Genomic DNA, 19,029 nt, shown 5'->3' on the forward strand with positions numbered 1-19,029 from the left:
GTGGCAGGAAATAACAGAGAAGTTGGAGTGGGCAATGGTGTATTTATCCAAAAACGGCAAAAAGAGTAGGCAGAGAAAATCCAAGCAAAACAACACGTTAGACGGTATTATTAATTCGCTTGCCGCTTAAGGTTCTGTACATGAGTGGCTGATCCCCCCCTTCTCATCCTGCACCGGCGTGACGATCTCCCACTGGGGATAGGCGTGACCGTCGGCGTGCAGGCGCAGGGTTTCCCCCTGCCAGCGATCCAGGGCGTTGAGCTCGTAACCCAGCCCTCCCAGCCCCGACCAGAGATCGTTGCCAAGATGCAGACCAATCACCCCCTGGTTGTCAAAGCCGGTGATCTGGCTGAAGGCGTAATTGACCCGCAGGATCTTGAACTCGGGATCCGTGATGATGATCCCTTCGTGAGTTTCAAAGGCCACCGCAGACAGCCGCATCAGGGCATCGCTTTGCAGGCGCTCCAGCTCGGCCACCATGCGCACCGAGAAGATGGTCAGGACGGAGTCCAGATCCGTGGTCCGGGTCTGGCTCGGGAACAGCAGGGCAAGATGGCCCAGGATCTGACCGTTGCGATCGAGCAGCGGCTGGGCGTAATAGTGCTGGCACGGGGGCAGGTCAGGATACCCGGTCAGGGGTTCACTCACGGGGACCGCGCAGGAGGCCCCCTGGCGATAGAGCTGCTGGCAGGGCATGTCACAGAGGGCATACTCCTTGACGTCGATGCCGTGGCTCGCCAGCACTCTCAGCCTGTCGAGACCAACCCGCTCCGTCAGCCAGACGGCAGTGGCTCCCAGGATATGGGCCAGCTCGTTGACCAGGGTCTGGCAAAAATCGAGCCCCGTCTTGGCGGAGAGCGCCTGCGCCAGCTTGGCCAGCAAGGGGGCCTGCAACATGGGAAGCGGCGGTGTCACGCCTGCGGGGGAGTTGGCGCGATCCATCTCGCGATGCATCATTTCGAGGGGGGCAAGCCAGCCACAACAGAGCCCCTGTGCAGGCACATACTGACCGTACCAGAGCGCATGGTGTACCTTGCCGTCCTCATCGCGCAGGTGACCGATGAACTGGCCAGGCTGGCCGGAATCGTGGAGTCTTGCAAGAAAATCGGCGAAACCCGCTTCATCTTCCCGCTCAAGTTGGGTGGCCCAGGGGTGGGCTCCCTCCCCTGCCCAGGGTTCACAAGAGACATGATCAGACAGGCTCCATTGCCCATGCTGCCGATCATAAAACCACATCATCTGGGTGGCTTGCTGCTTCATCTACGACTCCAACCACTACAACCACGTTATCCACCCCGACTCCTGCAGAAAAGCATATCCGTTTGCGCGCATATCTCCACCGGCGCATGGCAATGATTTTGCGATGCGATGAGGCGATGTGGGTGGAGAAAATTCGAGACTATGCGGCAAAAACCAAACATCGGGTCGACACAAGGCGCTGCCGAGGGGGGACAGAAACGATCCTATTTGCTGATACTGCCTGCCTGTTTCACTGAGCTCAAGCGGTTTTTGGCATGAAACGGGAAAAGCTCACAATTTATGGACAGCGGGATTCCCAAGGGGATTTTTCGTGACACAGATCACATTTTGATTTGGCGACATGGGTAATCTGGAGGTGAAGACACAAGCAAGACGACCCGAAGGGGGCCATTATGAAAATCGAAATGACCAGTAAAATCATCGACATCACCCCAGCCATCCGCGAGCGCATTGAATCCCGTTTTGAAAAGCTCGAGCGTCTTCAGGTGCCTCTTATCACACCCCATGTGATCATCTCCAAAGAGCGTTTGATGTATATCGTCGAAGCCACTATCGGCATTCCCAACGGCAAACTGTTTGCGCAGGCAGAGCACGAGGATCTCTATGCCGCCATCACGGACCTGGGCCAGAAGCTGGAACGCCAGCTCAACCGTCACACAGAAAAACCCATCGCCCGTCGTGCCGCCGGCAAGGAAGTGCCCCAACCGGACGAGGCAGACGCCTGACAAGGTTCACCATTCATAAAGCAAAAGGCGGGTCATCCCGCCTTTTTGCATTCTACCGTGCCGTCACCCCAGCCAGCGCAGCCTGGCATCCACCCCTTGCGCAAGCTCATCGAGCAGCGGCAGCATCAGCAGCGGAGCCTCCTCCCTGGGGTCAGCGCCCATAGGTCGGGCCTGCCAGCGCTCGCGACCCAGTGCCGAGAGGTTGTCGTACACCGCGGGATCCAGCGCGGGTGTTCGGCTCACCAGTGGCGGGGAGCGCAGCGCCAGCCAGAGTCTCACATCCGTCATGCACCCACCCTGTTGCAGACGCTCGTTGAGGCTGGTGGCATCGCTCTCTTCCACCCCGCCTTGCAGGGACGCCCGGGGCATCAGACCGAAACGGGAGCGCCAATCCAGCTCACCCGACGCAGGCTTGGGCGGGGCATCAAACCAGGGCTGCTCTTCCACCGCATCGGTCAGCAGCGCCAGGTGCAGCCTGAAGTCGGCACGGTCCCCCGCACGGAGATCCTGGTTGAGCCGTTGGCCCAACTGGGCCTCATCCACGAGCAAGCGGTCACGAATCGCACTGGGCAGCATGAGATAAATCTTGGAAATGAAGGTTTCATTGCTTATCGGCCATCAACCCGATCCTTTAAGCATTAAAAATCCCGGCAGAGGGGTTCACAAGCGCGACAGATCTGTTAGTATGCGCCTCGCACTTGGGGAGGGGTTCCCGAGCGGCCAAAGGGATCAGACTGTAAATCTGACGGCTCTGCCTTCGAAGGTTCGAATCCTTCTCCCTCCACCATTCAAGTGCGCACAATCAGGTCATGCCCCGTGGAGGGGTTCCCGAGCGGCCAAAGGGATCAGACTGTAAATCTGACGGCTCTGCCTTCGAAGGTTCGAATCCTTCTCCCTCCACCATCTTTCAGAAAGCCCGGCCTTATGCCGGGTTTTCGCTTTTCTGCCTTCCACAAATCCCCTTCTTCTCTACAAAAAAAAACGGGAGGCCAGGCCTCCCGTCAATATATGCACGCTCTCACCCCGAACCTACCTACAACAGCAGTCATCGGCAGGTCGGGCAGAGGGGGATAAGCGTCCCCCCCAGGTATCTGTCTTGTCATCCGCGCCCCCTTACAGGGTGAAGCGATAGAAGATATCCACCGCCTGGGCCACCCCGCTCATGGCCTGCAGATAGAGCCTTGGCATCAGCTCGTAGCGCAGCTTGAATTCGGCGATGGGGCTGAACACCCCGACCCCGTACTGGAACTGCAAGCCGGGCAGCAGGTAGGCCGACATGGTCACCTGGGTGTCATCACCACTGCCTGCGGTATCGAGGACCACGTCGCTCATGCCGAGGGACTCCCCGATGCTGGAGACCACGCCGCTCGCCTGGCTCACGGCCCCCGCCACCAGCAGGCCGTTGAAGCCGCCATCCTCGCCGCTGGTCTGCAATCCCTTGCCCCGCAACAGATAGGAGAGCTGTTCGGACTGCGCCATCTGCGGCTCGGAATAGACGGTGATCTTCGGCTTGGTGGCCGGCCCCGTCACCCGCACCCCGACGGTCACGTTGTCCTCGATGGTGTCCGGATCCCGATAGGTCTCGATGTTGAGATAGGGCTGATCAATGGGGCCGGAGAAGAGGATCCGCCCCTCCTTGATGATGAGGTTCTGGCCATAGGCCTTGAAGCGCCCGTCCCTGAGCTCCAGTTGCCCGTTGCCCGAGAGCGGCTTGGAGGGATCCTGGCGAATGTTGAGGGCCCCTCCCACCTTGGTCTTGAGTCCCATGGCTTCGAGGCGGACGTCGTCCCCGAGCCGGATGGCGAGCCTGATCTCCATGGGCAGCGGTGCCGCCTTGGGGACCGGCGGCAGATCGTCGTAGATGACGGTGACGTCATCGGAGACCGCTACCGCGCTGTCTGGCAGGCTCTTGACCAGGATGCGCGACCAGGGGATGTCCACCTGACCGGTCACCCTGGTCTCCTCCCCGAGAGAGATGGCGATGTCAGGTGTCACCCTGACCCGGCCCATGCCCGGGTACTGGGCTTCCAACTCCTTGCCCTGAATGGTGAGGCTGCCGGTCACCGGCTGCTGGGCCCAGCTCAGCCAGCCCCCCAGCACCAGGGGGCCCTTGCCCACCATCATGGAGCCGTCGAGTTCGGCCCGGTTGCCTTCTATTTTGAGGCGGGTCACCAGCTTGGAGAGGGTCACCATGTCGGAGTGGGTCTGAACCTCCCCCTCCTTCAGGTTCAGCTCGCCATACAGCAGGGGGGCAGCCAGGGTACCGTCGAAGCGGGCATCCGCCGAGATGACCCCTTGCAGGGAGCGCACTTCGGGAATGAGGGGCGCAAAGGTCGCCAGCTTCAGATCGTCAAACCTGAGTTGACCGCCGAGGTTGCCGCGGCCGGCGGGATCCCGGATCAGCAGATCGGTGTCGATGTTGCCGATCTGCTCGGAGGCGAAATCGACCCGGATGGCGGCCTGCTGGCGCTCGAAGTCGATCCCGAGCTCGAGGCGCTGGTAGTCGGTCTTGAGTTCGTCGGCGACGAAGGTCCCAGGCGTGGTACGCACGGTGGCGTGCAGGGTCGGCTGGTTGCCGCGCCAGCTGGCGCGCCCGTCGGCCGACAGCACCGCCTGCCAGCGGAAATTGTCCGGCAACCAGGGGCGCAGCCGCTTGAGATCAAATTCGTTCAGGGCAAATTCCAGATTGCCCTGGGACTGGGCTATCCGGCTCCCCTTGACGCAGAGACTGGCCTTCTGGGACGCGAGGCAGAGATCCCCCATGGTCAACTGCTGTTTCGGCAGATCCAGGTCCAGAGACCAGGGGGCGGTCAGCGCCCAGCGCTTGAGGGGAGTCTTGAGCTTCAGCTCGGCAAGGGCGCCACGCCAGTGGTCACCGCGCAGGCTGCCATTCAGGCTGAGGTCTGCCGCCAGGGGATCCCCCTTCATGGTCAAGGTGAGCCCGTGGCGCTCGAGATCGCCGCTCAGGTTCAGGGCGATTTGCGAGAGCTTGGTCTCCCCCTGCGCCAGGCTCGCCACCGTCACCGCCACCTCACCGGCGGGCTTCTCCCCGACCAGGGCGTTGGCCTTGATGACGGTCTCCTTGAGGACGGTGCCCGCGTAGGCGAGTCGGCCCGACACCAGGTCGGCATTCACGCGCGGCGCCTGCTGGTTGCCGGTGACGCGCACCTGGCCCTTGATGTCCCCTCCCAGACCCGGGTAGATACCCCCAAGCTTGGGCGCATCCAGATCCGCATCCAGCTTCCAGGCCTGGGTCGTGAGCGAGCCTTTGGCCTGCAGCCGGTTGGGGCCGCTTTGCAGCGCCAGGGCCGGGATGGTCCACTCCATCATGTCGTTGCCGCTGAGCCTGCCCTGCAAGGCCAGGGGATACTGGTTGAGCTTGCCATCCACCTTGAGCTCGGGCAGGGCCAGCTGCCAGTGGCCCGCCTCATCCAGATCGAAGCGGCTGGTGATCTTGCCCGCCAGTGCCCCCTTGATCTCGGGCACCAGCTCCGCCGGGTTGATCCCCTTGAATTCGGTCGTCCCCTGCCACTGGACCCCCTTGCTCCAGGCAAGCTTGCCGTCGAGCTTGAGCTCCCCCTTGAGGGCCCCCAGCAGCAGCTCGATGCGGCTCAGCTCGTTGAGATCCCCCTTGCCCGAGAGCGCCACCTTGAAGGGGGGCACATCGGTCCCCTTGCCGGCGGTGTTGAGCGCAAACTGGTAACCGGAGAGCTTGCCCTTGGCGCTCAGGGTGCCCTTGTCCAGCCGATAGCTGGGCTCATCCTTGGCGGGCTTGTGCAGGGGCCAGGCGAGGCTCTTCCAGTCCAGCGCCAGATCGAAGGGCAGATCCGGGTCGAGGGCCGCGAGGGATCCTTTGAGATTGGCGCCCACCGGCCCCTTGGCCTTGAGTGCCAGCCCAAGCTTGCCCGCAGAACCGTCCAGGACGAGATTGACCTGCTCCCCCTTGAGCTCCCCGTCCAGCAGCCCTTGACGCGCCTTGGCATCCAGAGTCAGGGTGAGGGGGTAATCCTCGTGCAGGCGCACCTGACCACTCAAGGCCAGATCCGCCATGGCATGGCGCAAGGAGAGCTCCCGGATGTCGATACGCTCCTCCTCGGCGGTGGCCGACAGCAACAGGTTGTCAAGCCCCTCCACCAGCTCACCTTGCTGATAACGGAACGCCGTGGCTTTCAGCCCCTCCAGCTGGATGGGGAAAGGCAGTCGCACCGCCGGCAGCACCATGGGCTCGGGCTTGCTTGCGGCCTGCGTCTTGTCACCGGGGACAGCCTTGCGCTCGCCGGCCGCCAGGGTGGCGCTTTTCTCATCCGCCGGTTTGGCGCCCTTGTCACTGGCCGCCTCCACCGGGGACGGTGCCACCACCACGTTCAGGCCATCGAGCACGGGGCCGCGCACGATGAGCCCGGCGCGATCCAGGGCGGCGCCAATGTCCAGATCCTTGAGGGTGATCGTCACGCCGGGCACCGCCACATCGAGATCGGCAACCTTGAGGCTGTCGACCTGGATTTTGAGCGGCAACGGATGCCAGACGAAGGGCTCCGACGGCTCTTCCGGCACCGGCTCGGACTCCGCCACCCGGACCACGGGGCGAGTCACCGCCAGAGACTTGATCCAGAGCTTGCCCTGCAGGAGCTTGCCCAGATCCCAGTCCAGCACGGCCCGCTCCACGGTGACATCCACCAGCTCGTCCTGCCAGCCAACCCCTTCGAAGGTCCAGCCATAACCGAGTTGCCCCGCCACCAGCTCCCCCTTGAGGGAGGGCAGCGCGGCTCTGGCCTGTTGCCACAACCACTTGTTGCCCTGATGGGTGAAGCCCAGCAGGCTGACGCCGATGAGCAGCAGGAAGAAGAGGCCCATGAGCCACAAGAAAATGCGTTTTACCCAGATCACGATGCAGACCCCTGCAAGGAAAGCAGCCGCAGCGGCCAGAAAAGAGAAAGAAGAGGATGTGCGCCTGGTTGCCGGGTCATAGTTCCGGCCCCAGTGCGAAGTGCAGCCGCAGCGGCTTGTCCTCCTCGGAGATGCCCACCGCCAGATCGAGCCTGACCTGACCGATGGGGGTGACCCAGCGCACCCCGACCCCGGTGCCTATCTTCCAGGCCTCGCTGTAGTCGACGGTGGCGGTCCCGGCGTCCACGAACAGGGCGCCGAGCCACTTCTCGCTGAAGCGGTAGTTGTACTCCAGGCTGCCGACGCTGGCGTAACGTCCGCCGGTCAGCTTGCCATCGTCCCCCCGTGGCGAAATGGTCTCGTAACCGTAGCCCCGGACCGTCTGATCGCCGCCGGTGAAGAAGCGCAGGGAGGGCGGGACCAGGGAGAAATCATCCCCGACGATGGCCCCCTGCTCGGCCCGCATCAGGAAACGGTGATCTTCGCCCAGGGTGCGCAGCCACTTGCTGCGCCCCCACACCCGCATGAAGCTGATGTCGGACCCCCAGTAGGGGCTCGAGAACTCCATCGTCAGTTGCTGGCGATCCCCCCAATCCGGCACCAGACCGCCGCGCACCCGCAGCCGTGACCAGGAGACGCCGGGGATCAGCAGCAGGCTGTTCCCCTCGTCCTGACCCTGGACGTAGCGCTCGTTCTCCAGGCGCACAAAGACGTCTCTGTCCCAGCTCTCCGGTCGGCGTGTCCAGCGGTGCACCCCGAAGGTGGCCAGATCGGAGCGGGTGTCGTTGTTGTCGGTGTATTGATAGCCCGCCTGCAGGGAGTAGTAATCCCGCAGCGGGTTGCCCACCGGGATCTGGTAGTCGAAGCTGAGCTCCGCTTCCGGCGCCGAGATCTTGGCGGTGCTGGAGAGGCGGTGACCATAGCGGTTCACCCAGGGTTTCTCCCAGGTGGCACTCAGGCGCGGCCCCACGTCCGTGGCATAACCGATACCGGTCTCAATCTCGTGATCGACCCGGTTGGAGAGGGTCACCTGCACCGGCACCCGGTTGCCCTCGGCCTGGCTGATCAGGGGTTTGATGTCCACCTGCTTGAACAGCTTGGTGGAGGAGACATCCTGGGACATCTCCGCCAGACGGATCGCCAGATAGGGGTCGCCGCTCTTGATGTTGATGAGCGGGCGGATCAGGTGCAGTGCCTCCGGCGTCGCGTCATAGCGGATCTCGCCGAAATGGTAGCGCGGGCCAGAGCGAAACAGGATGTAGATCTCCGCCTTGCCCTGTTCCGGGAAAACCTTGACCTGGCTCTTGCTGATCTTGGCGTCAAAATAGCCGCGGGCCAGCCCCAGACTGCCGAGATCCGCCTTGATGGATTCATATTTGCCGTGGTTGAGGGGATCTCCCTCCTTCAGGGGCAGCTTGTCCAGCAGCTCGCTGTACACCTCGTCGCTCCCCGCATCCCCTTCCAGCAGGATGTCGAGGCGCGAGATGATCACGGGTTCCCCCCGCTCAATCTCGATCACCACCTTGGCGGGCGTCTTCTTGTCGCGGTTCAGAGTGATCTTGGGCTGGTAGTAGCCATAGACCTGCAGCGCCTTCTGTACGCTCTCGGTGATCTTGGCGCGGGCGGGGCGGTACTGGCGTTCCTGGTAGACGGGCAGGGCGTTGAGGTAGGCCTCGACGTTGTCTTTCTGCTCTCCCCTGACCCCCTTGATCTGGTAGGTCAACTTGGCCGCCATGGCGGGCATCGCCATCAGCCAGAGAGCGAGGGCGAACAGCAAGAGACCGGGCCCGGGGCGACGGGATCGCCCGGATGAAGTGCTCCCGATGAGAAAAGTAGGATAGCATCCTGTCAAACGTCATTTTCCCCGAATAACATGATTTAAAGATTGTGTTATTTAGTACGATACCGAGACTCATCCCGGGCGAGTGCCGCTCATCCTAGCATAATCGCGACGGCGAAATCCCACGCTCGGGGCCCCTTTGCGTGCCGCTCTGCCACCCCCGGTGCGGGGATCGCTTCGGCCCTGCAAGGAGCCAGCCGGGTGTGAGGAGCCAAACTGCGCACAATCCGGGCAAGGGGCGAACAAAACGCCATCACCGACCCCGCCACGCCGGATCTCCCCTGGCGGCCTTGGGCTGGCAGCAGGGTCCGGCTCGTCGCGACAACCCTTGTCGGACACCCCGCATCCGGCGGGTTTCGTCAACCCGTCCCCCTCGACTTGCTCCGCGCCCTCTTCCCCATCCTGCCTGCTATTGAACAGGAAAATAATTTTAAATCAATCACTTGAATAGATGGCACTAAAGCTTCGTTCAATTCAATCGATTTATCCCGCTGCCCCTGCGCTCCTGCCTGTCCCACACTGATCCCAATCATCGCAGGAGAGACCCCATGCACCTACGTAGCGAACAACTGGCTGACTACATCGCCGACCGACTCGAGTTCATCACCTTCCTGGCCTGCTGCAGCGCCCTGCTGGCCCTGCTGACCGGCATGAACGGCCAGCAGGCCCTCGCCTTCACCGCGCTCAATCTGCCCTTTGGCCTGGCCCTGCTGCTGGGCATGGCCCTGCTCGCTCCCCTGTCTGCCCACTGGCGCCTGCCCGGCATAGTTCTGCTGCTGGTGAGCGCAGCCCTGGCCACCCTGCAGATGGGGGGCAACTGGCTCAACCCCCTGGCCATCTGGAGCCTCTATGCCCTGCTGGGGCTGGAGATCCTCTGGCAATCCCGGGCCAGGGTCCCCCTGGCCGCCGGCCCCCGGAGCCGGGTCTCGCGCCCGAGGGGCTGACGTGGAGGCGCAATTGCAGTAATCTTGCGCCCCCTTTCCCCTCGCCGAGGAGCATTCCGATGAAAAAAGCCTGTGCCCAGCACATCCTGGTCAAGACCGAGAAACAGTGTCTGGAGATCAAGGAGAAGCTCGCCAAGGGCGCCGATTTCAGCCAGATGGCCAAGCGTTTCTCCACCTGCCCTTCCGGCAAGCGTGGCGGCGATCTGGGAGAGTTCTCCAAGGGGGACATGGTCAAGTCCTTCGACGATGCCGTGTTCAAGGGGGAGCTGCTGACCGTGCTGGGGCCGGTGCGCACCAAGTTCGGCTTCCACCTCATCAAGGTGCTCTATCGCAGCTGATCCAGGGCGACGAGGCCATCGGCTCTCTGAGCCGCAGGCCTGGGATTGATGATCATTTACTAACGTTATCAGGCAATTAAGTTTATCCTTCTGGGCATAGTTCCATCCTGACCCGTGGATCCCTCATATGCACAGCTCTTTGTGGTGGCCGCTGCTGACCTGGCTATTGCCCCTTTGCGGGGCCCTTGGCAGCCGCGCCCATCTCTGGCCCTGGTGGCTCGGCTTCATCCTCTGTCTCGCCAGCGCCCTCCTCAGCCTCGTGCTGCTGCTGCGCCTGCCCTGGCGCTATCGCCGCACCACCAACCTCTGGCCGGATATCTGGGGCATAACTCCCCTGCTGCTGCCCCTGCTGTTTCTCGTCCAGGCGCTGCGCTCCCCCCTCACCAACGACGTCAGCACGGATCCCTACCATCCGCCACGGCTCCAGTGGGCCGAGCAGCTCAGAAGCCCGGAGGATCTCCCGGTCTCCCCCCCGCCCCTGCAACTATTTCCAGGCAACCCCGGTCCTCTCTATACCCGGGCATCCCCGGTCGAAGTGCTCGCGGAAGCCGAGGAACTGATGACGGAGCTGGGCTGGCAGGTTCGCCCGGGCAGCGAGGGTATCGATGCCGTCGTCACCACCGGCTGGTTCGGGTTTCAGGATGACGTGGCCCTGCGGGTCTTTGCCGGGCCCAAAGAGACCCGTATCGACATGCGCTCCGCCTCGCGCCAGGGGCGCAGCGATCTGGGGGTCAACCGGGCACGGATCATCGATTTCCTGAATCGGTTGAACGAGCGTCTGGGCGGGGCCTACAAGCCCAAGATGGAGAAGCTCAAAGAGGAACAAGATGCGCATTGAGGTCAAACCGGACCGGGCCTACGCCTGGTTCATCCGCCCCTTCTTCTGGCTGCAGAAACGCAACTACGGTCAGGTGCTGATCCCGGGCAAGTGCTGGGGGCGCTCCCCCAGGCTGTTCGCCGCGGTCGCCACCCTCTACGGCGTCATCAACCGCAAGCGCTCCCCCATCGACCCCGTGCTGCGCTCCCTGGTGACGGTGCGGGTCTCCCAGCTCAACTGGTGTCGTTTCTGTGTCGACATCAACGCCATGACCCTCGTCAAGCGGGCAGGCTCCAGCGACAAGGTGGAGGCGCTAGCCCGGTGGCGCGACAGCCCCTTGTTCGACGAGCGGGAGCGGGCCGTGCTGGACTATGCCGAGGCCATGACCGGGCTGGATGGCGTGAGCGACGAGCAGGCCGCCCGCCTCAAGCCCTGGTTCGATGACGACGCCCTGGTGGAGCTCACCGGCCTCATCGCCTTCCAGAACATGTCCGCCAAGTTCAATGCCGCTCTCGACATCGCTCCCCAGGGGTTCTGCCAGTTGCCGGTGCAACCCGAGCACCCCCTCGACAAGGGGCAGGGATGAACCAGGCACGCCTGCTGCTGTTGCTGGCGATGGGGGCCCTGGTCGGCACCTTCTTTGCCCTCGACCTTGACCACTATCTGAGCCTCACCCAGTTGCAGGCCCACCAGGCGCGCTTGGCCCTTTGGGTCGACCGCCATGTTGTCGCGGCCAGCCTGCTGTTTCTGGTGCTCTATGTGCTCACCACCGCCCTCTCCCTGCCGGGGGCTGCCCTGCTCACCCTGGCGGGCAGCGCCGTCTTCGGCATCCTGTGGGGGCTCTTGCTGGTCTCCTTTGCCAGCTCCCTCGGCGCCACCCTGGCCTTTCTCAGCGCCCGCTTCCTGCTGCGGGACTGGGTCGAGACGCGCTTTGGCGACAAGCTGACGAGCGTTCAGGCCGGCATGCAAAAGGAGGGGGCCTTCTATCTGCTGAGCCTGCGCCTCATCCCCCTCTTCCCCTTCTTTCTGGTCAACCTGGTGATGGGGCTCACCCCCATCAGAGTCAGCACCTACTACTGGGTCAGCCAGCTCGGCATGCTGCCGGGCACCCTCGTCTACGTGCTGGCGGGGAGCGAGCTGGCTACCCTCACCAGCACAGGCAACCTCTTCTCCCCCGGCCTGCTGGCCGCCCTGACCCTGCTCGGCCTGATGCCCTGGCTGATGCGTGCCTTGCAGCGCCGTCTCGCCCTCTACCGATTGCACGCACCCTACCGCAAGCCGGCGCGCTTTGACTACAACCTGCTGGTGATAGGCGCCGGCGCCGGAGGTCTGGTCACCAGCTACATCGCCGCCGCGGTGAAAGCCAGAGTGGCCCTCATCGAGCAGCACAGGATGGGGGGGGATTGCCTCCATACCGGCTGCGTCCCCTCCAAGGCGCTGATCCGAAGCGCCCGCTTCGCCATTGAACAGCGCAAGGCCGGGGAGCTTGGTTTTACCCCGAGCCAGAGCCGCGCCGACTTCGCCGCCGTGATGGCGCGGGTCGCCCGGGTCATCGAGGAGGTCGAACCCCACGACTCGGTGGCGCGCTATGAAGGACTCGGGGTGGAGTGCATCCAGGGGCGGGCGCGGGTCACCTCCCCCTGGGAGGTGGAGGTCAACGGCAGGCGCCTGACCAGCCGCCATATCGTGATCGCCACCGGCGCCCGCCCCCGGGTGCCCGCACTGCCGGGACTGGACGGGGTTCCCTACCTCACCTCCGACACCCTCTGGCAGCGACTGCGTGAGCCCCCCCGCCATCTGCTGGTGCTGGGAGGGGGCCCCATCGGCTGCGAGCTGGCCCAGAGCCTGGCCCTGCTCGGTATCCCCGTCACCCTGGTGGAGCAAGGCCCTCAGCTGCTGCCCCGGGAAGATAGGGACGTCGCCGGGGCCCTGGCCGCGCAGCTGGAGCACGACGGCGTCACCCTGCACCTCGGCTGGCAGGCTACCTCGGCCGAGTATATGGACGGTAAAGGCACCAACCTGCCCATCCGGCTGCACCTGCGCCGGGGGGACGAGACGCTGGTGGTTGAGGGGGACCAGCTGCTGCTGGCCCTTGGCCGGGAGGCCAACGTGAGCGGTTTCGGGCTGGAGGCGCTGGGGGTTGAACTGGCACCCGGCGGCACCCTGGCCATCGACGGCTTCCTCGCCACCAACTACCCCAGCATCCTGGCGGTGGGGGACGTTGCCGGCCCCTACCAGTTCACCCATTTTGCCGCCCATCAGGCCTGGTATGCCGCCATCAACGCCCTCTTTGGCCAGTTCAGGCGCTTTCGGGCAGACTACAGGGTCATGCCGGCGGCCACCTATACCAGTCCGGAGATAGCCCGGGTCGGCCTCAACCAGAAAGAGGCTCTGGCCCGAGGCATCCCCTTCGAGTCGACCCGCTTCGAGATGGCCGAGCTGGACAGAGCCATCGCCGACGGCGAGTCAGGGGGCTTTGTCGAGGTGCTGACGGTGCCGGGCCGTGACAGGATACTCGGGGCCACCATAGTGGGTGCTCACGCCGGCGAGCGGATCGCCGAGTTTGCCCTCGCCATGCGCCACCGCCTGGGACTTGGCAAGATCCTCGCCACCGTTCACCCCTACCCCACCCTGATGGAGGGGAACAAGTACGTGGCTGGCGCCTGGCGCCGTGCCCGCCAGCCCGGGCGCCTGCTGGCGCTGCTGGCCCGTTATCACCGCTGGCGCCGCGGCGCCTGACTCTGACGAGGCAACCATCATGTTCAAGACCCGACTTCGCGCCCTGCTCCGTCCCCTGATGGCAGCTGTCCCCCTGCTGCTGACCTCCCCGCTCCACGCCAATGACGCATCGTGGCAGCAGACCCTGCTGGCCGCCAGGGGGCAGACAGTCTACTTCAACGCCTGGGGGGGCAGCCCCGAGATCAACGCCTACCTGGTGTGGGCCAGGCAGGAGATCGCTCGCCAGTACCAGGTCGAGCTGGTGCAGGTGAAGGTGGATGACATCGCCCAGAGCGTGAGCCAGTTGCTGGCCGGCAAGCAGGCTGGCAAGACGTCGAACGGCCCCATCGACCTGCTCTGGGTCAACGGCGAGAACTTCAAGGCGCTCAAGGAGCAGGGGCTGCTGGGGGCCCCCTTTACCGACGAGCTGCCCAACATGGCCTTGGTGGACACCGCCCTGCCGGTGAGTGAAGACTTCACCGTGCCGGTCGAGGGGCTGGAGGCCCCCTGGGGCATAGGCCAGCTCAATCTGATGGTGGATGGCGACCAGGTAGACGTTCCTCCCACCTCGGCGGCCGCCCTGCTGGCCTGGGCCAAGGCTCACCCCGGCCGCTTCACCTACCCCAAGCCTCCCCAGTTTCACGGCTCGAGCTTTCTCAAGCAGATCCTGCTGGAGCTGACACCGGATCCGGCGCCCCTCTATCAAGAGGCGACCGATGCCGACTTCCTTCGCATCACCGCCCCTCTCTGGGCCTGGCTCGACCAGCTTCACCCCGCGCTCTGGCGAAAGGGCAGGCTCTTCCCCACCGGCGCCGCCGAAACCAGGCAGTTGCTCGATGACGGCGAGCTGGCCATAGCCATCAGCTTCAACCCGGGGGAAGCCCAGAGTTCGGTGCAAAACGGCACCCTGCCCCCCACCGTCCAGGCCATCGCCATGGAGAAAGGGGCGCTCACCAACAGCCATTTCCTCGCCATCCCCTTCAATGCCTCCGCCCGGGCCGGGGCCAAGGTGGTGGTCAACTTCCTGCTGAGCCCCGCCGCCCAGGCGCGCAAGAGCGACCCCGCCTTCTGGGGGGATCCCAGCGTGCTGCGCCAGGAGGCGCTGCCAGGCCAGACCCGTCCGGCATTGCGCTTCAAGGGAGTGGCAGAGCCCCACCCCAGCTGGCAGACGCGGCTGGAAGCGGCCTGGGCCGAGCGCTACGGCCACTGATCCATCATGCAGGCGCGCGCCCCTCTTCTCCTCCTGCTGCCCTTTTTGATGCTGGGAGCCCTGCTGCTGGGGATCCCGCTCGCCGGGGGCCTGCTGTTGCTGGTCATCGAGGGACTCACCCCCGCCAATCTATCCCTCTTGCTCCCCCAGCCCGGACTCTGGCACTCCGCAGGGTTGAGCCTCTGGGTGGCGGGCGCCTCCACCCTGGGGGCCCTCGGCGCCACCGCCCTGCTACTCGCCCAGGGGGACGGGCGTCCCTGGATGCGCTGGCTGCGCCGCCTGCTCTCCCCCCTGCTGGCGCTTCCCCACGTCGCCTTTGCCATCGGCATCGCCTTTCTGATCGCTCCCTCCGGCTGGCTGCTGCGCCTCGTCGCCCCCCTGCTTGACCTCACCCATCAGCCCCCGGACTGGCAAACCCTCAAGGATCCCTGGGGCCTTGGCCTCATCGTGGTGCTCATCCTCAAGGAGACCCCCTTCCTGCTGCTGATGGCGCTGGCGGCACTGGATCCCGCCAAGGTGGCGCGCCAGCAGTGGCTGGGGGCCAGCCTCGGCTTCAGTGCCCCCCGGATCTGGTGGCACCTGCTGCTGCCCGCCCTCTGGCCCGCCCTGCGACTGCCCCTCTACGCGGTGGCCGCCTATGGTCTGGCGGTGGTGGATCTCGCCCTGCTGCTGGGGCCGGATGCCCCGCCGCCCCTGGCGGTGCGACTCTGGCTCTGGTATCAGGATGCCGACCCCGCCTGGCGCGGCGCCAGTGCCAGCGGCGCCCTCTTGCTGCTCGCCCTCAACCTGCTGCTGCTTGGCGCCCTCAGGCTGCTGGAGCGGACCCACCTCACCCTCGGCAAGGCACGCTGGCTGGATGGGCGACGCGCCCCCGCCTCGCCCTGGCCCGCACTCATTGCCCGCATCGGCGTGTGGGGGCTGCTCCTGACCAATCTGCTGGTGCTCGCCGCCCTGCTGCTCTGGTCCCTGACCCGGCGCTGGTCCTTTCCCGCCCTCTGGCCGAGTGAATGGAGCAGCCACCACTGGCTGGCTCTGCTGCCGAGCCTGGGCCCGCTGCTGTGGCAGAGTCTGTGGCTGGCCCTGCTCTGCGCCGCGCTCTCCCTGCTGCTGGCGGTGCTCTGTCTCGAGGCGTTGCCTGCGCGCCGCGCCGCACGCACCCTCTGGCTTGTCTGCCTCCCTCTGCTGCTGCCCCAGGCCAGCCTGCTGTTTGGATTGCGCCTTCAGACCGACGGGCTGGGATTCACTGGCATAGGCCCTGGCTGGGTACTCTGGAGCCAGTTGATCTTCGTCTTTCCATACGTCTATCTCTGCCTGCACGGCCCCTATCGCCAGTTCGACGAGCGCCTCACCCGGGTGGCCCTCACGCTCGGGGCCAGCCCCTGGGGGGCCTGGTGGCGAGTCAAGGGTCCCCTGCTCGCCCGTCCCCTGTTGTTCGCCTTCGGTGTCGGAGCGGCGGTGAGCCTGGCCCAATACCTGCCGACCCTGCTGTTCGGGGGCGGGCGGGTCGTCACCATCACCACGGAGGCGGTGGCCATCGGCAGCGGCCTCAACCGGCGGCTGGCGGGGCTCTACGGCCTGCTGCAACTGCTGCTGCCCCTTTTCATCTATGCCCTGGCGCTCTGGCTGCCGCGGCGCATCAACCCCGCCCTGAGGCCCTGACCCGATGCTGCATACCTCCGCACTCACCCTCTTCCTCGACGGCGCCCCCCTGCTGACGCTCCCTCCCCTCAGGGTGGCCCCGGGCGAGGTGCTCACCCTGATGGGACCGAGCGGCTGTGGCAAGAGCTCCCTGCTGGCGGCCCTGGCGGGAGTGCTGCCACCCGGGGGGCCCATCCGGCTGACCGGGGACATCCTGCTCGGCGCACATCGCCTCACCCTGCTCCCCCCCCAGGAGAGGGGCATCGGCATCCTGTTTCAGGATGACCTGCTGTTTGCCCACCTGACGGTGGCCGAAAATCTGATGTTCGGCATGCCGGCGCATCTCAAGGGGATGGCGGCAAGGCAGACCCGGGCCCGCGAGGCGCTGACCGAGGTCGGGCTGGAGGCTCAGGCGGACAAGCTGCCCAGGGCGCTCTCAGGCGGCCAGAAAGCCCGCGTCAGCCTGCTGCGTGCCCTGCTGGCCGAGCCCAGGGCATTGCTGCTGGACGAGCCCTTCTCCCGCCTCGACAAGCCGCTGCGGGCGGCATTCAGAACCCTGGTGTTCGAGCGCCTGCGCACGCAGGCCATCCCCGCGCTGCTGGTGACCCACGACGAAGAGGATGCGCCGGGCACCATCTTGCAGTTGATCCCCCCAGTCATCCCAGAAGAGGAGCACCACCTTGTTTGATCGCCACCTGATTCCGGTTATCCGCCGCCCCCTCGCCGCGCTCGCCCGCCCCCTGTGCCGGGCCGGGGTGAGTGCCAACCAGGTGAGCCTCGCCGGCTTTCTCATCGGGATGCTGGCGCTGCCGCTGCTGGCCTTTGGCTGCTATCAGTGGGCGTTGGCGGCGATTCTGCTCAACCGGCTGCTGGACGGGCTGGATGGCGCCGTGGCGCGGGAAACGGGCATCACCGACTGCGGCGGGTTTCTCGACATCACGCTGGATTTCATCTTCTACGCCGCCGTGGTACTGGGCTTTGCCCTCGCCGACCCGGCCAACGCCCTGGCCGCCGCCACCCTGCTGTTCGCCTTCATGGGCACGGGATCGAGCTTTCTGGCCTTTGCCATCATGGCGGGCAAGCGGGGCATCGAGAGCCCCGTCTACCACCACAAATCCCTCTACTATCTGGGCGGGCTTACCGAGGGGAGCGAAACCATCGCCCTCTTCGTGCTCATGTGCCTCTGGCCTGCCGCCTTCGTGCCACTGGCCTACGGTTTCGCCCTGCTCTGTGCCATCACGACCCTGACCCGGATCTGGAGCGGCTACCACACCCTGCGCTGACGGGATCCCGGGGGGCGCGCCGGCACGGAGCACTTGCGCCTGCACGCCAATGTTTTACCATGACGGCACTCTTTTTCAGGCTCACGAGAACCCTATGCGTCGCCTTGTCTGTGTCCTCTCCCTGTTTCCCCTGATCTACGGCTGCAGCAGCACGCCGGCGCCCAAGCCCGTGGTCAAACCCCAACCCAACAGCGCCTTCATCAACCAGACGCCGCCGAGCAAACCCTTCTACGGACAGGTGAGCCAGCCCGGGGTCAGCAAGGGGGACTTCGCCAATCGTTCCAACGTGGACAACTTCGTGCAGCGGATGGTGCAAAAGCACGGTTTCGACAGCGCCGAGCTGCACCGGGTACTGGCCCAGGCCGAGCGTTATGACTGGATCATCAAGCTGATGGACGCCCAGGCCCCCACCACCAGACCGCCCACCGGCCCGACCGGCGCCTGGAACCGCTACCGCGCCAAGTTCATCACCCCGGACAACGTGCAGAACGGCGTCAACTTCTGGCGTGAATACGAGAGTGAACTCAACCGGGCGCAGCAGATCTACGGGGTGCCACCCGAGATCATCGTCGGCATCATCGGGGTGGAAACCCGCTGGGGTCGGGTGATGGGCAAGACCCGCATTCTCGACGCCCTGGCGACCCTGGCATTTGACTACCCGCGCCGCGCCGACTTCTTCACCGGCGAGCTGGAAGCCTTCCTGGTGATGACCCGGGATGAGGGGATGGATCCCACCGAACCCAAGGGCTCCTATGCCGGGGCCATGGGCTACGGCCAGTTCATGCCGTCGAGTTTTCGCAACTACGCGGTGGACTTCAACGGCAACGGCCACACCAACCTGTGGGATCCGGTGGATGCCATCGGCAGCGTGGCCAACTACTTCAAGGCCCACGGCTGGGAGAAAGGGCAGCCGGTGGCAGTACGCGGCCAGGGACAGCTGCCGGGCTATGAGCACGGCTTCCAGACCCGCTACCCGGTGGCCACCCTGCGCGGAGCCGGGCTGGCTCCCACCGGCAATCTGGGCAATCACAAGGAGGCGAGCCTGCTGCGTCTGGATGTCGGCACCGGTTACCAGTACTGGTACGGCTTGCCGAACTTCTACGCCATCACCCGCTACAACCACAGCACCCACTACGCCATGGCGGTATGGCAGCTTGGCCTTGCCGTCAGGGATGCCAGAGGCAGCTACTGAGTCAGCCTCAATACCAACGAAAACGGGCCCGCAGGCCTAATGCCGATCAGTTAAGGATCCATTGACCGATCCTCAGGCTGTGTAAGAATCCGAAACTCCTTGTTGGGTTTCGGATTTTTTTATGCGTATCGACCAAGCTCTCGACTTCATTCACGCCTGTCCTCCCGGAAAGTTTGA

14 protein-coding genes, 2 tRNA genes and 1 pseudogene are annotated in these 19,029 nt (G+C 64.8%); 13 read left to right on the forward strand and 4 right to left on the reverse strand.

Annotation, left to right across the window (positions count from 1 at the left end; genetic code table 11):
* Window positions 1-144: 144 nt before the first annotated feature.
* A pseudogene (locus J9892_RS15235) lies at window positions 145-1,260 on the reverse strand (PAS domain S-box protein); the annotation flags it as partial.
* 392 nt (window positions 1,261-1,652) lie between these two features.
* On the opposite strand from J9892_RS15235, the gene raiA reads away from it, so the two are divergent.
* Window positions 1,653-1,985: a ribosome-associated translation inhibitor RaiA gene (raiA, locus tag J9892_RS15240; RefSeq protein WP_010674126.1), complete on the forward strand. Its 333-nt coding sequence runs from the start codon at window positions 1,653-1,655 to the stop codon at window positions 1,983-1,985.
* 63 nt (window positions 1,986-2,048) lie between these two features.
* Here the strand turns inward: raiA and J9892_RS15245 are convergent, their stop codons facing one another.
* Window positions 2,049-2,561 carry a VC2046/SO_2500 family protein gene (locus tag J9892_RS15245; RefSeq protein WP_171864873.1) on the reverse strand — a complete coding sequence of 171 codons (513 nt, stop codon included), beginning with the start codon at window positions 2,559-2,561 and terminating at the stop codon, window positions 2,049-2,051.
* A gap of 126 nt (window positions 2,562-2,687) precedes the next feature.
* Here J9892_RS15245 and J9892_RS15250 point away from each other — a divergent pair.
* Window positions 2,688-2,772, forward strand: a tRNA-Tyr gene (locus J9892_RS15250).
* Window positions 2,773-2,803: 31 nt separating this feature from the next.
* Window positions 2,804-2,888 (forward strand) — tRNA-Tyr (locus tag J9892_RS15255).
* A gap of 210 nt (window positions 2,889-3,098) precedes the next feature.
* On the opposite strand, the gene J9892_RS15260 is transcribed toward J9892_RS15255, so the two are convergent.
* Both J9892_RS15260 and J9892_RS15265 read right to left on the reverse strand, forming a co-directional pair.
* Window positions 3,099-6,872: a translocation/assembly module TamB domain-containing protein gene (locus J9892_RS15260; RefSeq protein WP_210538554.1), complete on the reverse strand. Its 3,774-nt coding sequence runs from the start codon at window positions 6,870-6,872 to the stop codon at window positions 3,099-3,101.
* 76 nt (window positions 6,873-6,948) lie between these two features.
* Complete coding sequence (locus tag J9892_RS15265) at window positions 6,949-8,724, reverse strand: autotransporter assembly complex family protein (RefSeq protein WP_210538555.1); 1,776 nt, start codon at window positions 8,722-8,724, stop codon at window positions 6,949-6,951.
* Window positions 8,725-9,260: 536 nt separating this feature from the next.
* Between J9892_RS15265 and J9892_RS15270 the strand changes: the two genes are divergently transcribed.
* The 10 genes from J9892_RS15270 to mltB all read left to right on the forward strand — a co-directional run bounded on the left by J9892_RS15270 (window position 9,261) and on the right by mltB (window position 18,852).
* The gene (locus tag J9892_RS15270; RefSeq protein ID WP_043154193.1) at window positions 9,261-9,656 is read left to right on the forward strand and encodes a hypothetical protein; all 396 of its coding nucleotides are present in this window, start codon (window positions 9,261-9,263) and stop codon (window positions 9,654-9,656) included.
* A 59-nt stretch (window positions 9,657-9,715) separates the two neighbouring features.
* On the forward strand, window positions 9,716-9,994 hold the full coding sequence (locus tag J9892_RS15275) for a peptidylprolyl isomerase (RefSeq protein WP_010674120.1): 279 nt from the start codon (window positions 9,716-9,718) through the stop codon (window positions 9,992-9,994).
* Window positions 9,995-10,121: 127 nt separating this feature from the next.
* Window positions 10,122-10,832 (forward strand): DUF1499 domain-containing protein, encoded by a 711-nt coding sequence (locus J9892_RS15280; protein ID WP_043154191.1) that lies wholly within the window; start codon window positions 10,122-10,124, stop codon window positions 10,830-10,832.
* Window positions 10,822-11,397 carry a carboxymuconolactone decarboxylase family protein gene (locus J9892_RS15285; RefSeq protein WP_043154188.1) on the forward strand — a complete coding sequence of 192 codons (576 nt, stop codon included), beginning with the start codon at window positions 10,822-10,824 and terminating at the stop codon, window positions 11,395-11,397. The genes J9892_RS15280 and J9892_RS15285 overlap by 11 nt, the downstream gene beginning before the upstream one ends.
* Window positions 11,394-13,550 (forward strand): bifunctional TVP38/TMEM64 family protein/FAD-dependent oxidoreductase, encoded by a 2,157-nt coding sequence (locus J9892_RS15290; RefSeq protein ID WP_043154186.1) that lies wholly within the window; start codon window positions 11,394-11,396, stop codon window positions 13,548-13,550. Before J9892_RS15285 ends, J9892_RS15290 begins: the two co-directional genes overlap by 4 nt.
* A 19-nt stretch (window positions 13,551-13,569) precedes the next feature.
* Window positions 13,570-14,739, forward strand: coding sequence for an ABC transporter substrate-binding protein (locus J9892_RS15295; protein ID WP_043154254.1), 1,170 nt, complete (start codon window positions 13,570-13,572; stop codon window positions 14,737-14,739).
* Between the two features lie 6 nt (window positions 14,740-14,745).
* Window positions 14,746-16,398, forward strand: a complete 1,653-nt coding sequence (locus J9892_RS15300) for an ABC transporter permease (protein WP_080988595.1) — start codon at window positions 14,746-14,748, stop codon at window positions 16,396-16,398.
* Window positions 16,399-16,402: 4 nt separating this feature from the next.
* Entirely contained in the window at window positions 16,403-17,065 is a 663-nt protein-coding gene (locus J9892_RS15305) for an ATP-binding cassette domain-containing protein (RefSeq protein ID WP_043154184.1), read from the forward strand.
* Window positions 17,058-17,660, forward strand: coding sequence for a CDP-alcohol phosphatidyltransferase family protein (locus J9892_RS15310; protein WP_043154183.1), 603 nt, complete (start codon window positions 17,058-17,060; stop codon window positions 17,658-17,660). The genes J9892_RS15305 and J9892_RS15310 overlap by 8 nt, the downstream gene beginning before the upstream one ends.
* A 94-nt stretch (window positions 17,661-17,754) precedes the next feature.
* Entirely contained in the window at window positions 17,755-18,852 is a 1,098-nt protein-coding gene (mltB, locus tag J9892_RS15315) for a lytic murein transglycosylase B (RefSeq protein WP_043154181.1), read from the forward strand.
* Window positions 18,853-19,029: the final 177 nt, after the last annotated feature.

The sequence above is a fragment of the Aeromonas sp. Prich7-2 genome (genome assembly GCF_017939255.1).
Taxonomy (GTDB): domain Bacteria; phylum Pseudomonadota; class Gammaproteobacteria; order Enterobacterales; family Aeromonadaceae; genus Aeromonas; species Aeromonas caviae.

Coding starts and splice junctions, on each gene's coding strand:
- J9892_RS15290 (WP_043154186.1), top strand. CDS start 11,394: ATGAACCAGGCACGCCTGCTGCTGTTGCTGGCGATGGGGGCCCTGGTC.
- raiA (WP_010674126.1), top strand. CDS start 1,653: ATGAAAATCGAAATGACCAGTAAAATCATCGACATCACCCCAGCCATC.
- J9892_RS15285 (WP_043154188.1), top strand. CDS start 10,822: ATGCGCATTGAGGTCAAACCGGACCGGGCCTACGCCTGGTTCATCCGC.
- J9892_RS15270 (WP_043154193.1), top strand. CDS start 9,261: ATGCACCTACGTAGCGAACAACTGGCTGACTACATCGCCGACCGACTC.
- J9892_RS15305 (WP_043154184.1), top strand. CDS start 16,403: ATGCTGCATACCTCCGCACTCACCCTCTTCCTCGACGGCGCCCCCCTG.
- J9892_RS15245 (WP_171864873.1), bottom strand. CDS start 2,561: ATGCTGCCCAGTGCGATTCGTGACCGCTTGCTCGTGGATGAGGCCCAG.
- J9892_RS15275 (WP_010674120.1), top strand. CDS start 9,716: ATGAAAAAAGCCTGTGCCCAGCACATCCTGGTCAAGACCGAGAAACAG.
- mltB (WP_043154181.1), top strand. CDS start 17,755: ATGCGTCGCCTTGTCTGTGTCCTCTCCCTGTTTCCCCTGATCTACGGC.
- J9892_RS15300 (WP_080988595.1), top strand. CDS start 14,746: ATGCAGGCGCGCGCCCCTCTTCTCCTCCTGCTGCCCTTTTTGATGCTG.
- J9892_RS15295 (WP_043154254.1), top strand. CDS start 13,570: ATGTTCAAGACCCGACTTCGCGCCCTGCTCCGTCCCCTGATGGCAGCT.
- J9892_RS15280 (WP_043154191.1), top strand. CDS start 10,122: ATGCACAGCTCTTTGTGGTGGCCGCTGCTGACCTGGCTATTGCCCCTT.